Genomic DNA, 15,834 nt, shown 5'->3' with positions numbered 1-15,834 from the left:
CGCAGCGGGCTTGGCGGCGCTCGCCCTGCTGCTGCTCGCCACGCCGTTCGCGGGGCTGGTGCTCGCCACCGACTGGCGCCATTTCGGCTTCGCCCACGGCGATGGCGGCGCGGTGGCGGTGTCGTTGGGTCTGAGCCTGGTCGCGCTGCTGCTGATCGTGGCGCTGGGCACGCCGCTGGCCTGGTGGCTGGCGCGCCATCGCGTACGCGGGCAGTGGCTGATCGACGCGTTGCTGCTGCTGGCCCTGCTCACGCCGCCGCTGGCGATGGGCCTCCTGCTCGCCGCCATGTACGGTCCCTACGGCCCGGCCGGCAGCCTGCTGGAGCGCGCCGGGCTGGTGCTCACCAACTCCGCGCCGGCCTTCGTGATGGCGCAGCTCTACGCCGCACTGCCGTACTACGTGCTGGCCGCGCGCGCCGCCTTCGAAGGGGTGCCGCGCGAGCTGGAGCAGATCGCTCTGACGCTTGGCCACTCGCCCGCGCGCTGTTTCTTTCGGGTCAGCCTGCCGCTGGCCAAGCTCGGCCTGGCCGCCGCGGTGGCGCTGGCCTGGGTACGTGCGCTGGGCGAGTTCGGCGTGGTGCTGATCGTGGCCTATTACCCGCAGGGCATCCCGGTGAAGCTGTGGACCAACCTGCAGGACATCGGCCTGTCCGCCGTGTATCCGCTGTTGTGGGTGTTCTTCCTGGTGGCGCTGCCATTGCCGCTCGCGCTGGGCTTGGCGGTGCGCCGGAGGCTGGCCTGATGCGCATCGACTACCGCATCGCGCGGCCCATCGAGCTGTCCGCGAGTTTCGAGGTGGAGGGTTTCACCGTGCTGCTGGGCGCCAGCGGCGAGGGCAAGTCGCTGCTGCTGCGCGCCATCGCCGGGTTGCTTCCTGCGCAGGGCGAGCCCTACGGCGGCCTGCCACCGCAGCGACGCGCTGTGGGTTATCTGCCGCAGGGGCCTGCGCTGTTTCCGCATCTGCGCGCATGGCAGAACGTGGCCTTTGCGCTCAGTGGCCCGCACCGCCGCGATGAGGCGATGGCGTGGCTGCAGCGCGTGGGCTTGGTAGATCTTGCCGAACGCTGGCCCGCACAGCTTTCCGGTGGTCAGCAGCAGCGCGTGGCGTTGGCGCGTGCGCTGGCCCGCCGGCCGCAACTGCTGCTGTTGGATGAGCCCACTTCGGCGTTGGACCCCGCCACCCGCGACGACGTGCTGGCGGAACTCGTCGCCGAAGTGCACGCCGTCGGGATCCCCGCGTTGGCGGTGAGCCATGATCCCGCATTGGCCGCGATGGCAGACCGGCTGGTGCTGATGCACGGCCGGCGCATCGTGCAGACGGGCAGGCCACTGGACGTGCACGCGCACCCGGCCAGTGGCGCTGTTGCACGCCTGCTTGGTCTGCGCAATGTGTTTTGTGGCCGGCTGACGGGTACTGCAGGCTCGCAGCATTTGATATGGCCGGAGGCGGGAGTGTCGCTGCTCGTGAAAACGACGCTCGCGGACGGCACAGCCGTGGATTGGCACGTTGCGCCGGAAGCGATCAGGTTGCAGCACGGGGGCACCGTGCCCGCCGATACCATCGTGGCCGGTGTCGAACTGCCGCAACGGAGTGCATACGGCCAATATGCCGGCCTGCGCTGTGGACAGGCGCGGCTGTGGGCCGACTTGCCATCGTGCCATGCGGCCGAGACCGTGCGACTGAGTCTGCCATGGTCGTCGATTCGCTGCTGGCCAGCCTGACGCGTCACCATGATCTTGATTCCAAGTGAGGTAGACATCGGCGGCCGAGAAAGAAGATGGTCGTGATCGGGCCAAGTCATCAGGGGGTAGAAGGAAGGTGGCCGTGGTGGCCGGTCTCCGACTGACCCCGCACTGACCCCGACACCTCGCGCAAAGCCCGATGCCATGCGGTCGAGCATGAGTTCTGGTGATCGCATCAGGTCTTGATTGCCTTGATCTTTCGCGACCTTGACATGGCAGGGGTCACAAGTTCGGCCCTTGTACCGCCCACCAGATACCATGCAACGGCGCGAACTCCGGTTCGTGCCGTTTCTTTTTCCGGGCGGAGCGTTGCGATGGTCTATCTGTGGGTCAAGAGCTTCCACGTGCTGTTCGTGATCGCCTGGATGGCCACCGTCTTCTACCTGCCGCGCATCCTCGTCAACCTCGCCGAGGCGGGCGACGAGCCGGCAGTGAAGGCGCGGTTGTTGCTGATGGGGCGACGGCTGTACAAGTTCGGCCACAACATGTTCGGCATCGCCTTCCTGTTCGGCCTGGTGCTGTGGCAAGGCTGGCGACTGTTTCCCGCGAAGCTGCCGAACGTGGTAGCCGGCATGCACTGGATCGACGCCAAGCTGACCCTGGTGGCGCTGCTGCTGATCTATTTCGTGTGGGCGGGGCGGATGGTCAAGCGTTGCGAGAAGGGCGGCGCGCTGCCGTCGTCGAAAGCGCTGCGCTGGCTCAACGAACTGCCGGTGCTGTTGCTGCTGGGCGTGATCTTCCTGGTGCTGGCCAAGCCGTTCTGATGGGTCGTGCGTAGGAGCGGCTTCAGCCGCGACCGGCGCGAATCGCGGCTAAAGCCGCTCCTGCGACCGACGGAAATAGTCCCGATACCACGCCACGAAACGCGCCACGCCGTCCTCGATGGAGGTGCTTGGCGCATAGCCCACCTCGCGGCGCAGCGCCGACACATCGGCCCAAGTGTCGGGCACGTCGCCGGGCTGCATGGGCAGCAGGTTCTTTTCCACCGTGCGGCCCAGGTGCTGCTCCAGCAGCTCGATGAAGTGCAGCAGCTGCACCGGCCGGTCGTTGCCGATGTTGTAGACGCGATACGGCGCATTCGAGCTGCCGGGGTTCGGCGACTGTGCGTCGTAGGCCGGATCGGGTGCGGCCGGATGGTCGAGGGTGCGGATCACGCCTTCCACGATGTCGTCGACGTAGGTGAAGTCACGGCTGTGGTTGCCGTGGTTGAACACGTCGATCGCCTCGCCGCGGCTGATGCGATCGGCGAACAGCATGGGCGACATGTCCGGCCGTCCCCATGGCCCGTACACCGTGAAGAAGCGCAGCCCGGTGGTGGGCAGTCCGTACAGGTGGCTGTAGCTGTGCGCCATCAGCTCGTTGGCCTTCTTGGTGGCGGCGTACAGGCTGACCGGATGGTCCACCGCGTCCTCGACCGCGAACGGCAGCTTGCGGTTGGCGCCATAGACCGAGCTGGAGGACGCGTAGACCAGGTGCTCGACGCCGCCGTGACGGCACGCTTCGAGGATGTTGCCGAAGCCGACCAGGTTGCTCTGCACGTAGGCCTGCGGGTTCTGCAGCGAATAGCGTACGCCGGCCTGCGCGGCCAGGTTCGCCACGCGCTGCGGCTTGAAACCCGCGAAGGCGGCGTTTACTGCCGGGGCGTCGGCGAGGTCGGCGCGCACGTGGATGTAGCCGGGGTGCTCGGCGAAACGCGCGAGGCGGGCTTCCTTCAGCGCCGGGTCGTAGTAGTCGTTGTGGTTGTCGATGCCCAGCACTTCGTCGCCGCGCGCCAGCAGGCGTTCGGCCAGGGCGGCGCCGATGAAGCCGGCGGTGCCGGTGACGAGGATGCGCATGGGCAAGGCCTTGGTGGCGATAGGGCATTCTTATTGTCGGTGGCGGGGCGCTGAATTGACAGCACGCGATGGGCTAAACTAGCGTTTCGCCGTCATTCCAGAGACAAGGTGGCCCGCGCCAACGCGCCGGCCGAGCGTGCGACATGGCAACTACACGTAATCACCGCTGACGACTCTTCCGCCTTGTGCTCCACGAAGGCGCTCGAGCGCCTTTGTTTTTGTCCGCCATCCGGGCAGACAGCGGCAAAACCGGCCGTCCATGGCCGGACTTCTCAGAAAAGCGACGTCCACCGCGACGGCGCGGCAGGAATGAACATGATCGAGATCACGCTACCCGACGGCAGCAAGCGCCCGTTCGACCACCCCGTGTCCGTGCAGGAAGTGGCTGCCTCCATCGGCGCCGGGCTGGCCAAGGCCACCCTCGCCGGCAAGGTGGACGGCAAGCTGGTGGATGCAAGCTTTTCCATCGAACACGACGCCCGCCTCGAGATCGTCACCGAGAAAAGCCCCGAGGCGCTGGAGATCCTGCGCCATTCCACCGCGCACTTGCTGGCGCAGGCGGTGCAGCGGCTGTATCCGGGCGCGCAGGTCACGATCGGCCCGGTGATCGACAACGGTTTCTATTACGACTTCGCCTACGAGCGCCCTTTCACGCCCGAGGACCTGCCGAAGATCGAGGCGGAGATGGAGAAGATCGTCAAGGAGGCGTTGCCGCTCGCGCGCAGCGTGAAGTCGCGCGACGAGGCGGTGGCGTTCTTCCGCGGCATCGGCGAGAACTACAAGGCCGAGATCATCCAATCCATCCCGGCCAACGAGGAACTGTCGCTGTACACGCAGGGCGAGTTCACCGACCTGTGCCGTGGCCCGCACGTGCCGAACACCGGCAAGCTCCGCGCGTTCAAGCTGATGAAGGTGGCCGGCGCCTACTGGCGCGGCGACAGCAACAACGCGATGCTGACCCGCATCTACGGCACGGCGTGGTTGAACGACAAGGATCTGAAGGCCTGGCTGCACCAGCTGGAGGAGGCCGAGAAGCGCGACCATCGCAAGATCGGCAAGGCGCTGGACCTGTTCCACCAGCAGGAGGAGAGCCCGGGCATGGTGTTCTGGCACCCGCGCGGCTGGGCGATCTGGCAGGCGGTGGAGCAGTACATGCGCGGCGTGTACAAGCGCAGCGGCTACCAGGAAGTGCGCTGCCCGATGGTGCTGGACGTGTCGCTGTGGAAGAAGTCCGGGCACTGGGACAACTACGCGGAGAACATGTTCTTCACCGAATCGGAGAAGCACACCTTCGCGCTGAAGCCGATGAACTGTCCGGGCCATGTGCAGGTGTTCAACACCGGCCTGCACAGCTACCGCGAGCTGCCGATCCGCTACGGCGAGTTCGGTGGCTGCCACCGCAACGAGCCGTCCGGCGCGCTGCACGGCATCATGCGCGTGCGCGCGTTCACCCAGGACGACGGCCACATCTTCTGCACGCCGGACCAGGTCGAGGCGGAGGTCACGGCATTCCACCTGCAGGCGATGAAGGTCTACGCCGATTTCGGTTTCACCGATCTGGCGATCAAGCTCGCATTGCGGCCGGAGAAGCGCATCGGTTCGGACGAATTCTGGGACCGTACCGAGGAAATGCTGCGTCGTGCCTTGCGTGCCGCCAGCGTCGAATGGGAGGAATTGCCAGGCGAGGGCGCGTTCTACGCGCCCAAGATCGAATATCATCTCAAGGACTCGATCGGTCGCGCCTGGCAGGTCGGCACCATGCAGGTGGACTTCATGATGCCCGAGCGCCTCGACGCCGGGTATGTGGATGAAAACTCGCAGAAAAAACATCCGGTGATGCTGCACCGGGCCATCGTGGGCTCGATGGAGCGCTTCATCGGCATCCTGATCGAGCACCACGCCGGCCTGCTGCCGGCCTGGCTGGCGCCGGTGCAGGCGGTGGTGTTCAGCATTACCGACGCCCAGGCCGGATACGCCAGCGAGGTGGCGCAAGCCCTTGTCGACAAAGGTTTCCGGGTGGAGGCCGATTTGCGCAACGAGAAGGTCGGCTATAAAATCCGCGAACATACGTTGCAGAAAATCCCTTATCTTCTGGTGGTCGGTGACCGCGAGAAGGAAGCGGGGACCGTTTCCGTGCGTACCCGTTCGGGTGAGGATCTGGGCAGCATGCCGCTGGCCGACTTCATCGGGCGACTGCAGGCCGAGACGCAGCGCTGAAGGCGTTGTGCGGCCTAATCGAAACTTCTTCTGGAGGATAGTGGTATCGCTACCACCGACAACAAGGGTAATCGCCGCAACCTGGAAATCCGCGTTCCACGCGTACGCGTGATCGGCGCCGATGCTGAGCAGCTGGGCATCCTCACCCGCGACGAGGCGCTGGCACTGGCGCAGGAAGCGGGGATGGACCTGGTCGAGATCCAGCCGAACGGCGACCCGCCGGTCTGCCGCATCATGGACTACGGCAAGTTCAAGTTCGAAGCCCAGAAGAAGGCCCAGGCGGCCAAGAAGAAGCAGAAGCAGGTCGAGATCAAGGAAGTGAAGTTCCGTCCGGTCACGGACGTGGGCGACTACCAGATCAAGCTGCGCAACATGCTTCGCTTCCTGGAAGAGGGTGACAAGGTCAAGGTCACCATCCGCTTCCGCGGCCGCGAGATGTCGCACCAGGACCTCGGCCAGAACCTGGCCAAGAAGATCCAGGAAGACGTCGGCGAGAACGGCCAGGTCGAGTCCTTCCCGCGCCTGGAGGGGCGCCAGATGGTCATGATGATCGGCCCCAAGAAGAAGCAGTGAAGCGAACGGTGGCCTTCCGGCTGCCGTATCGCTCGTGCGGATCGAACCCGCCCGGCACCGCTCGTTTCCTTCCCCCACCGGGGAGGGGGCAAAAGGGGTGGTCCTGCCACAAGGCCGCGTCGAAGCCCGCTTCCGGGCTGCGTTCGCGCGAGTATCCGCCGCTCACCCCCGACCCTCTCCCCGGCGGGAGAGGAGTGGGCACGGGCTGGCGCCAGCCCCGCATCCCCCGTATAATCGCCCGTTCGACCCGCCAGGAAGGGTCGTGCACCGATGTCGGCAGGATGGAAAGTGCGGCCTCGCGGTCGCCGCCGAATCAGTCAGAAACCGGGCTGCTCTTGCACAGAGCGCAGCCTCATCAAGGAGCATCACCATGCCCAAGATCAAGACCAACCGGGCGGCGGCGAAGCGTTTTCGCAAGACCGCTTCCGGCAAGTTCAAGGCCGGTCACGCCTTCAAGTCGCACATCCTGACCAAGAAGTCGACCAAGCGTAAGCGCAACCTGCGCGCCACCAACCACGTCAAGGCGTGCGACACCAAGGGTGTGGCTCGCATGTTGCCGTATCTCTGAGACGGGAGGACTAGACCATGGCTCGTGTAAAGCGTGGCGTTACCGCCCGTCGTCGTCACAAGAAGATCATCGGCCGCGCGAAGGGCTACTACAACGCCCGCCGCAAGGTTTTCCGCGTAGCGAACCAGGCCGTCATCAAGGCTGGCCAGTACGCGTACATCGGCCGCAAGCAGAAGAAGCGCCAGTTCCGTGCCCTGTGGATCGTGCGTATCAATGCGGCGGCCCGTCAGTTCGGCCTGTCCTACAGCCGCCTGATCAACGGCCTGCTGAAGGCCGGCATCACGGTCGACCGCAAGGTGCTGGCCGACATCGCCGTGCACGACATCAAGGCGTTTGGCGCGATCGCCGAAAAAGCGAAGGCCGCGCTGGCCGCTTGATCGTCGACCACTGACGATATGATGTGAATCAAGCGGGGAGAAGGCCAACGCCTTCTCCCCGCTTTGTTTTGGTAGCGCGCTTTTTGCGTTCGCCTCCTCTCCCCGCGGGGGAGAGGATTGAGGTGAGGGGCCAAGGCTTGCCCCGAACTTCATCGAAGCTCGCTTCGAACTGGCGTTGACACAAGAGCGCCCCTCACCCAGTCCTCTCCCCAAAGGGGGGAGGGGAGAAGCGAGAGTCGCATCGATGGATGATCTGGATAGTCGTGCGGTAGCCGCGCTGGCCGATATCGACAAAGCCGACACGCTGGACGCACTCGAAGCGTTGCGCGTCGGCCTGCTCGGCAAGAGCGGCATCGTCACCGCCGCGCTGAAGACGCTTGGCTCGTTGCCGCCGGAAGAAAAGAAGGCGCGCGGCGCCGAGGTGAACCGCGTCAAGGAGCGCCTCGCCGATGCGCTGGCCGCGCGCAAGGCGGTGCTGGAGCAGGCCGAGCTGGATCGCCGGCTCGCCTCCGAGACCATCGACATCTCGCTGCCTGGCCGCGACGGCGAGCGCGGCGGCATCCACCCGATCACCCGCGCGCTGGAGCGCATCGCCGCGATCTTCGCGCGGCTTGGCTACCAGCGTGCCGACGGCCCGGAGATCGAGGACGACTGGCACAACTTCGAGGCGCTGAACTTCCCGCCGCACCATCCGGCGCGCGCCATGCACGACACCTTCTACTTCGGCGATGGTCGCCTCTTGCGCACGCATACCTCGCCGGTGCAGATCCGTTCGATGAAGGGACGCCAGCCGCCGATCCGCATCATCGCGCCGGGCAAGGTCTACCGTAGCGATTCGGATCAGACGCACTCGCCGATGTTCCACCAGATCGAAGGCCTGCTGGTCGACGAGACCTCCAGCTTTGCCGACCTCAAGGGCACCCTGGCGGAATTCATCCGCGCGTTCTTCGAGCGCGATTTCGAGATGCGCTTCCGCCCCAGCTACTTCCCCTTCACCGAACCCTCGGCCGAGGTGGATATTCGCTGGGAGACTGCCGACGGTCAGTCGCGCTGGCTGGAAGTGCTGGGCTGCGGCATGGTGCACCCGAACGTGCTGGCGAACTGCGGCATCGATCCGGAGCGCTACACCGGCTTCGCCTTCGGCCTGGGCGTGGAGCGCTTCGCGATGCTGCGCTACGGCGTGACCGACTTGCGCGCGTTCTTCGAGAACGACCTGCGCTTCCTCAAGCAGTTCGCGTAAACCGGCAGGGAACACACGATGAAATTCTCCGAAAACTGGCTGCGCGAGCTGGTCGAGATCAAGGCGAATCGCGCCACGCTGGCGCATGCGCTGACCATGGCCGGGCTGGAAGTGGAAGAACTCACGCCGCTGGGCGAAGGCCTGGACGGTGTGGTGGTGGCCGAGATCGTCGGTGCCGAAAAGCATCCCGAAGCGGACCGCCTGCAGGTGTGCAAGGTCGACGCAGGGCAGGGCGCACCGCTGCAGATCGTCTGCGGCGCGCCGAATGCGCGCGTGGGCATCAAGGTGCCGCTGGCCACGGTGGGCGCGAACCTGCCGGGCGGCATCGCGATCAAGGCGGCGAAACTGCGCGGTGTGGAGTCGTTCGGCATGCTGTGCTCGGCGAAAGAGCTTGGCATCGACGCCGATGCCTCGGGTCTGCTGGAGCTGCCGCTGGACGCACCGGTCGGCCAGCCGTTGGCGACCTACCTTGGCTTGCCCGACGCCAGCATCGAGCTGAAGCTCACGCCGAACCGCCCTGACTGCCTCGGGCTCTACGGGCTCGCGCACGACGTGGCCGCACTGTTCGGCAGCCGCGTGAAGACCGGCGAGCAGGCGCCGGCGCCGGTGACGAGTCAGGCCCGCCGCGGCATTCGTCTCGAAGCCGGCAAGGACGCGCCGCGCTACCTCGGCCGCGTCGTCGAAGGCATCGACGCTACGGCGCGCACGCCGCTGTGGCTGGCCGAGCGTCTGCGTCGCGCGGGCCTGCGCCCGATCAGCGCGGTGGTGGACGTCACCAACTACGTGATGCTGGAGCTGGGCCAGCCCATGCATGCCTTCGACAACGACAGGCTCGAAGGCGACGTCGTGGTGCGTCATGCGCGCGCCGGCGAGACGCTGAAGCTGCTCGACGGTAGCGAGGCGAAGCCCGATACCGGCTTCGTACTGGTCGCCGACGACAGCAAGGCGCTGGCGGTGGCCGGCGTGATGGGCGGCTTCGATTCGCGCGTCACCGACGCCACGTGCAACATCTTCTTCGAGGCCGCGCACTTCGTGCCGGCCGCGATCATGGGCCGCGCGCGCAAGCTCGGACTGCACACCGATGCCTCGCACCGCTTCGAGCGCGGCGTCGATCCCGAGTTGCCACGTCGCGCGCTGGAGCGCGCCACCGAGCTGCTGCTGGCGATCGCCGGCGGGCAGGCCGGACCCGTGCTGGTGGCGGAGAACCTCGCCGACTTGCCGAAGCCGGCACCTGTGGCGCTGCGTCGCGCGCGCCTCCGGCGCGTGCTGGGCGTGGAAGTGGCCGATGCCGAAGTGGCACGCATCTTCACCGCGCTGGGCATGAAGGTGGAGCCGCAGGTCGATGGCTGGCAGATCACCGCGCCCAGCAGCCGTTTCGACATCGAGCGCGAAGAGGATCTGGTCGAGGAAGTCGCTCGCATCTTCGGCTACGACAATATCCCTACCGCCACGCCCGCCGGCGCGCTGGCACTGGCGGCCGAGCCGGAGGCGCGTATCGGCGAACTGGCCCTGCGCGAGCAGCTGGCCGCGCGGGGCCACTTCGAGGCGGTGAACCTGTCCTTCGTCGCCAACGAGCTGCTGGTGCAGTGGGGGCTGGCCGGGCAGGGCGTGCCTCTGGCCAATCCGTTGTCGGCCGATCTCGCGGTGATGCGCCCCTCGCTGCTGCCTGGACTGGTCGAGGCGTTGCGCCACAACCGTGCGCGCCAGCAGGAGCGGGTGCGGTTGTTCGAAGTGGCGCGCGTGTTTGCGGAGGGCAATCCACCGATCGAAACCCCCAGCCTGGCCATTGCCGCCTGCGGTACTGCCCGTGCCGAGCAGTGGGGCGAGCCGTCCCGTGCGCTGGATTTCTTCGATCTCAAGGGTGACCTGGATGCCTTGCTGGCCTGGGGCGGTGAGCCGGAGCGTTGGTCGGTGCATACCGACGATCTGCCGGGCTGGCTGCATCCGGGCCGTGGCGCACGCCTCTCGCGCGACGGTGAGACGGCTGGCTGGCTGGGGGCCTTGCACCCGCAGCTGGCCAAGGCACTGGACCTGGGGCCGGACGTGCACGTGCTGGAGCTGGCACTCGAACCGCTGCTGGCGCGCCGCCTGCCCAAGGCACAACCGGTGGCCCGTTTCCCCTCGGTGCGCCGCGACATCGCCGTCGAAGTGCCGGAAGAGGTTACCTGGTCGCGGATCGGCGAGGTCGTCCGCAGCACGCTCGGCGGCGTGCTGAAGGAGCTGCGCCTGTTCGACCGCTACAGTGGCAAGGGGGTCGAAGCGGGCCGAAAAAGTCTCGCTATGGGCTTGATTTTGCAGGATGCTTCCCGCACGCTTGTCGACGACGACGCAGACCGTTGCGTGCGGCAGGCCATCGCCGCACTGGAGCGGGAATGCAAGGCCAAGTTGAGAGGATGAGATGGCGCTGACCAAGGCGGATATGGCCGAGCGGCTTTTCCTTGACGTGGGCCTCAACAAGCGGGAAGCCAAGGAATTCGTGGACGCTTGCTTCGAGGTGGTCCGCGAAGCACTGGAAAGAGGGGAGCAGGTGAAACTGTCGGGTTTCGGCAATTTCGACCTGCGCGAGAAGAACCAGCGACCAGGGCGCAACCCCAAGACCGGCGAGGAGATTCCGATCTCGGCGCGGCGGGTGGTGACGTTCCGGCCAGGGCAGAAACTCAAGGTGCGAGTCGAGGGCTATGCTGGACCAAGGGAATAACACCGAGCTGCCTGCCATTCCGGCCAAGCGCTACTTCACCATCGGTGAAGTGGGCGAGCTGTGCGGGGTGAAGCCGCACGTGCTGCGTTACTGGGAGCAGGAGTTCCCCGCGCTGAACCCGGTGAAGCGCCGCGGCAATCGCCGCTACTACCAGCGCCACGACGTGCTGATGATCCGCCAGATCCGTGCGCTGCTGTACGACGAGGGCTTCACCATCACTGGTGCCCGTGCGCGGCTGGAAGGCCCGCAGGCGCGCGTCGAGGCGAGCATGTCGCACCAGATCGTGCACCAGGTGCGGCTGGAGCTGGAAGAAGTCCTTGCCCTGCTGCGCCGCTGAGCGCATTCCTCTGTTATAGTTCGCGCTTTCCGATCGCATGATCGCGAAGCGCAGAAGGCGGCCACGTTGCCGCCTTTCAAGTCCAAGTCGGGGCGTAGCGCAGCCTGGTAGCGCATTTGCCTGGGGGGCAAAGGGTCGTCGGTTCGAATCCGGCCGCCCCGACCATCAACACCTAAGTGGGACAAGGGGTTACGTAGTACGTAATCCCGGTTTTTCGAAGGTGCTACGTCAAAGTGCTACGTGGAACTGCCACGTCACATGACGAGGGCCCAAGGATCTCCCAACCCTGGAGATCTCGTGGCTCACGAAACCCATCTCGTTCTTCGCGGTCGCATCTTCTACCTGCGACTTGCGCGTCCCTCCCAGCTTCAACGCCTTCGCCGCGCCCGTGGTCTTCCCGTGGGGTGTGAGGTGTGGCGTTCGCTTGGCACGGCCGAGGTTTGGCTGGCGCGTAAGCGTGCCGCCGATGCCAAGGCCGAATGGCTTGATCAGATGGAGCGGGAGTGGAGTGACCTCACTTCCGGGGCAGCTCTCCCTCCAGCCCTTCCTTCACGAGCTGCCCGAGGGCGTGCGCAGGCCTCTCTCCCTGCAGTTGTAACGCTGTCGCCACTGGTCACAACTCAGGGCGATGTCGTTGGGCCCGAGCCGCTCAAAGAGGCTCCGGCTGTGTCTGGAGGCTTGTCGACGAGACCTGCGAAGCCTCCCCGTGGCCAGCGACTGATGGATTACTTCGAGCGCTATTTCGAAGAACAGCACGCGCAGGGCAATCCCCGTGCCGTGACCGATCGCCGCGCCACCATCCGGCGTTTCGTCGAATCCGCGGGCGAGCTGCCGGTGTCGGCTTATACGGCCGAACACGTCGCTGCCTTCAAACGAGCATTGCGTGGTTACCCGAAGAATGCCGAGCATCTCTACCCCGGCATGTCCTTCGCCAAGGTCATCGCGCAGGCCGGGAAGGATGGTGCTGAGCCGATCGCACCCAAGACCATCAACAACAAGCTCTCCCAGCTATCGGCGTTCGGTGTCTGGCTGGAGCTCAACACCACCGGCTTCAAGGCAGAGAGTTTTCGAACGACGCTGGTGAAGGATGCCCGGCCGGACCAGCGCATGCGTCCGTTTACGGATGGAGAGGTCAAGGCGATCCTGCAGGCGAAAGCCTTCACAGGGTGCGAGTCGGAGAAGAACCAGTCCGCAACTGGGACGTATTGCATTCGGGACTGGCGCTACTGGGTTCCCCTGATCTGTGCCTACACAGGGGCGCGGCTTGGCGAAATCGCACAGCTCCGGTGCATGGACATTCGTTCTGTTGACGGGATGTGGGTGTTCGACATCACCGACGACGGGGAGGGTCAGCAGCTCAAGACCCGAACCTCACGGCGCGTCGTACCTATCCATAGTGAGCTGGTGCGGCTAGGGCTGCTTGATGTCCGGCAGCAAGCCATCGACAAGGGGCACGAGTGGTTCTTCGAGGAGGTCTTTCCGGACAGGTACGGACGCCGTGCCACCCCGATCGGGAAATGGTTCCGAAAGTTTCTGGCACGTCTCGACATCGCCCAGGACGCTCGCGGTGCGATGCATCGGTTCCGACACACGGTGGTGACCAAGCTGCGTGCAGCCGGATTTCCCGACCACGAGATAGCGCCACTTATCGGTCACGGCGTGGAGATCGCGCGTATGACAGCCGGCTACGGCGCTGGGCAAAGCGTCACGTTGGAACGGCGCGTAGAGATGGTCTCGCAGCTGTCCTACAGAGTTTGAACTGAAGTGCACAGTTACCCGGCAGGTTGTTCCGGGCGATGAAGAGCAGCGAGGGCTCGTTCCAGGGCGGACCTATGCAAGTCGAAACTGAAATCCGGCTAAACGGCGTGAGCCGCGATAAGTCAGAGCTGACTATAGATAAATATCTACACGGGTTGGCAGGCAGTCCGTGGGATATGGACCCGGAGAACAGATATGACGGAGCAGATCGCTGCGAACCAAGATTGGATCGGCTACTTTGCCGAATTGCAGGGCCACCTTGGTGACAATCCACTACTTTTTGATATCGAGAATGAAATCGATCGCCTTACGAAGGAAGGGTTAGAGGACCTTCGTGGGCTGGGGTTGTTGAGTGACGGTGACGAAGAAGGGCTGGGGGAAAGTGTCCAAACCCATCCGAAGGGAAATTCTTCCAAGGGTGTCCCTGTCGTCGCTTCGAGTGCGGCTGCCGAACCTGACTGGGTCGACGAGCTGCTGTCCATGGAAGTTGACCCGGTCCCCAAATACCTTCCATACCATGCCTACCATGCGAAACGTGGTTTGGTTGAGGCCATGGATCTGCTCCGGGACTTCTCGCGCCGTAACTACTCCATGGTGTGGAGTTCCATCTCAAATCCGGGAATCCAAGGGGGAAATTGTTCCAATTTTCCCTTATATGTTAGTAACTCTTCTTCTATCTGTAATAACAAGAAAGAAGAAGGGAACGGGCGGAACAACATCCCTCGTCCCGGAGTGAGCTTCAGTAAGCCTCCCTCTATGGTGAGCATCCCGGATCCTTGCTTCAGCAAGCTGCCGGCATGGAAGAAGGTCGGCCCCTTGGGGCGCCAGTCCAGGCAAGTCCGGGAGCTGGTGCTCGGTGTTCGATTCGCCAATCTTGCAGCAGACCCTCGTAGCGGTCCTTCTGTCTCGCAGTGGCGTGACGAGACCCCAGAGCCTGATGTCGGGTTCCTTGCTATTGACCTGCCAGCCTTGGCGGCTGAGCGCTTTTTGGCGCGTGACAATGGGGTGACCACCCTGCAGCGTCATTTGCGGCGATCCTTGGAACACCGCCTTGGGCCAGTTGACATGGCGGCAGTCTGGACACGGCGGGATGATGGTGGCGGGATCACGTTGTTTCTCGCGATGCGCGCCAATGATCTGAGCGACGCAGCGGACGCGATTGTGCTGGAGGACGGGCAGCAGGAAATGCTTGCTTACATGCGTTACGGCTTGCCTCTAGATGGACGGCGTGTGCACCAAGAGCGTCTGAGTGACCTTAACAGCCAGTTGGCAGAAGAGTATTCGAAGCTCGTTGATGACGTTGCCCGATGCGAGTGGGCTAACCGTGTCCCATCTGTGCTGCTTTCGTCGGTTTATTGGTCCTCTGACTGTTGCGAAGTCGCTGGTGGGGTCTTGCTTGAACGCGCTCGGGTAGATCGAGAGGCCATTCTCAAGCACTGGTCGGGTATGCGTCAGCGGTTCGGGTTACCGTCTTGGTTCTCAAGGAGGCTGATCAACCAACTCCGTGAGGATCTCGTCTGGGATCCAGATGATCTGTCACTGCGTAAGCAGGTAATCCAGGACATGAAACGTAAAGTCGCTCCGATAGACGAAGGAAAATATCTTCTCTCCATGTTCGATCTTCGCAATCCGGTGACGGGAATGCGCTTCTACCAAGGTAGTCCTGCGCAGTTTGCTGCGCTCGTGGCGCAAAGCGGCCAAGTTGTGGCTGACTGCTACTCCGCAGGGGTTAAGGCTGGCGCTGCCAAAGAGCTGTATGAGGTCATCCGGAATGGAGCGTCGACGCCTACGAGCTGAAGACCAACAACAGCGCGTGTGATTCTGGCGGTGGATCGTCGCTCGTGATCACGCTAGGCAAGACGAAAGCCTTCCCGGAGCGCGCAATACTCGTCGAACGAACCGCACCAGCTGAAGCTCTTCCCGGGAGATCAACATGCTGGGTGCCAGCTCGGACAACAAACGATGAAGCTCCGGGTCATACGCCTCAAGGCAGAGATCCAGGAGCACCTTCGGATCCGTTCCTGTTGCTTTGGCAATGGCCGGGATGCGTGCCAGCGGCACCTTGGTGTCGCCACTCTTCAGCATCGACAGGATATTGGGGGCTTCATAGCCGATTTCTTTGGCGATGTCTTTGTTGGATTTACCGGAGGCGGCGAGGATGTGTTCGATGTAGTTGGCAACGTCAGCTTTACTTTTCATACGGTTCTCTCTATTTAATGAGTTAACTCATTATAGAAATCTGTATGAATGCGCGAAGACGATTTTCAGGAACGGATCGACCCTGCCTCTAGGGATGGTCTGATCAATCACCGCCTCATGCTCTCGGCGCGTATTTGAGCCAGCGGCAGGCAAGATGCTCCCGCCCGCGAGCCCCATTCCATGTTCTTCGTGCCGCCGCCAGCCTTTTCAGGCCACGGCGGACGCAGCAACCCTATCTCGGTTGCAGCAGTATCCCGCGCGCCATCCATAGGTTGACCAGCGCAAACAG

General features: G+C 64.2%; 15 protein-coding genes and 1 tRNA gene. 14 read left to right on the top strand and 2 right to left on the bottom strand.

The window, feature by feature from the left end:
* Positions 1 to 10 precede the first annotated feature (10 nt).
* From B0E52_RS02545 to B0E52_RS02535, 3 genes are all read left to right on the top strand, one after another.
* A complete protein-coding gene (locus B0E52_RS02545; RefSeq protein ID WP_217316653.1) occupies positions 11 to 742 on the top strand; it encodes an ABC transporter permease subunit in 732 nt (243 codons plus the stop codon).
* On the top strand, positions 742 to 1,722 hold the full coding sequence (locus B0E52_RS02540; RefSeq protein WP_077481458.1) for an ABC transporter ATP-binding protein: 981 nt from the start codon (positions 742 to 744) through the stop codon (positions 1,720 to 1,722). Before B0E52_RS02545 ends, B0E52_RS02540 begins: the two co-directional genes overlap by 1 nt.
* Positions 1,723 to 2,057: 335 nt before the next feature.
* Positions 2,058 to 2,507, top strand: a complete 450-nt coding sequence (locus B0E52_RS02535; protein WP_077481456.1) for a CopD family protein — start codon at positions 2,058 to 2,060, stop codon at positions 2,505 to 2,507.
* A gap of 48 nt (positions 2,508 to 2,555) precedes the next feature.
* Here the strand turns inward: B0E52_RS02535 and B0E52_RS02530 are convergent, their stop codons facing one another.
* On the bottom strand, positions 2,556 to 3,578 hold the full coding sequence (locus B0E52_RS02530; RefSeq protein WP_077481454.1) for an NAD-dependent epimerase: 1,023 nt from the start codon (positions 3,576 to 3,578) through the stop codon (positions 2,556 to 2,558).
* A gap of 315 nt (positions 3,579 to 3,893) precedes the next feature.
* On the opposite strand from B0E52_RS02530, the gene thrS reads away from it, so the two are divergent.
* The 11 genes from thrS (at position 3,894) to B0E52_RS18255 (ending at position 15,143) form a co-directional block, all read left to right on the top strand.
* Positions 3,894 to 5,795, top strand: a complete 1,902-nt coding sequence (gene thrS / locus B0E52_RS02525; RefSeq protein WP_077481585.1) for a threonine--tRNA ligase — start codon at positions 3,894 to 3,896, stop codon at positions 5,793 to 5,795.
* Between the two features lie 45 nt (positions 5,796 to 5,840).
* Positions 5,841 to 6,368: a translation initiation factor IF-3 gene (gene infC, locus B0E52_RS02520; RefSeq protein WP_077481452.1), complete on the top strand. Its 528-nt coding sequence runs from the start codon at positions 5,841 to 5,843 to the stop codon at positions 6,366 to 6,368.
* Positions 6,369 to 6,738: 370 nt separating this feature from the next.
* Complete coding sequence (gene rpmI / locus B0E52_RS02515; RefSeq protein ID WP_019467379.1) at positions 6,739 to 6,936, top strand: 50S ribosomal protein L35; 198 nt, start codon at positions 6,739 to 6,741, stop codon at positions 6,934 to 6,936.
* 17 nt (positions 6,937 to 6,953) lie between these two features.
* Positions 6,954 to 7,313, top strand: coding sequence for a 50S ribosomal protein L20 (gene rplT / locus B0E52_RS02510; RefSeq protein WP_077481450.1), 360 nt, complete (start codon positions 6,954 to 6,956; stop codon positions 7,311 to 7,313).
* Positions 7,314 to 7,557: 244 nt separating this feature from the next.
* A complete protein-coding gene (gene pheS / locus B0E52_RS02505; RefSeq protein WP_077481448.1) occupies positions 7,558 to 8,553 on the top strand; it encodes a phenylalanine--tRNA ligase subunit alpha in 996 nt (331 codons plus the stop codon).
* An 18-nt stretch (positions 8,554 to 8,571) separates the two neighbouring features.
* On the top strand, positions 8,572 to 10,950 hold the full coding sequence (gene pheT, locus B0E52_RS02500) for a phenylalanine--tRNA ligase subunit beta (RefSeq protein WP_077481446.1): 2,379 nt from the start codon (positions 8,572 to 8,574) through the stop codon (positions 10,948 to 10,950).
* 1 nt (position 10,951) lies between these two features.
* Positions 10,952 to 11,251 (top strand): integration host factor subunit alpha, encoded by a 300-nt coding sequence (gene ihfA, locus B0E52_RS02495; RefSeq protein WP_077481444.1) that lies wholly within the window; start codon positions 10,952 to 10,954, stop codon positions 11,249 to 11,251.
* Entirely contained in the window at positions 11,232 to 11,588 is a 357-nt protein-coding gene (locus tag B0E52_RS02490) for a MerR family transcriptional regulator (RefSeq protein ID WP_077481441.1), read from the top strand. The genes ihfA and B0E52_RS02490 overlap by 20 nt, the downstream gene beginning before the upstream one ends.
* Positions 11,589 to 11,676: 88 nt before the next feature.
* Positions 11,677 to 11,753, top strand: a tRNA-Pro gene (locus B0E52_RS02485).
* Between the two features lie 555 nt (positions 11,754 to 12,308).
* A complete protein-coding gene (locus B0E52_RS02480; protein WP_168174114.1) occupies positions 12,309 to 13,346 on the top strand; it encodes a site-specific integrase in 1,038 nt (345 codons plus the stop codon).
* Between the two features lie 195 nt (positions 13,347 to 13,541).
* Positions 13,542 to 15,143, top strand: coding sequence for a hypothetical protein (locus B0E52_RS18255; RefSeq protein WP_139351556.1), 1,602 nt, complete (start codon positions 13,542 to 13,544; stop codon positions 15,141 to 15,143).
* Positions 15,144 to 15,191: 48 nt separating this feature from the next.
* On the opposite strand, the gene B0E52_RS02465 is transcribed toward B0E52_RS18255, so the two are convergent.
* The gene (locus B0E52_RS02465) at positions 15,192 to 15,545 is read right to left on the bottom strand and encodes a hypothetical protein (protein ID WP_077481433.1); all 354 of its coding nucleotides are present in this window, start codon (positions 15,543 to 15,545) and stop codon (positions 15,192 to 15,194) included.
* Positions 15,546 to 15,834 lie beyond the last annotated feature (289 nt).

The sequence above is a fragment of the Rhodanobacter sp. C06 genome (assembly GCF_002001105.1).
Lineage (GTDB): Bacteria > Pseudomonadota > Gammaproteobacteria > Xanthomonadales > Rhodanobacteraceae > Rhodanobacter_A.
This window is presented reverse-complemented; position numbering and strand designations above follow the sequence as displayed.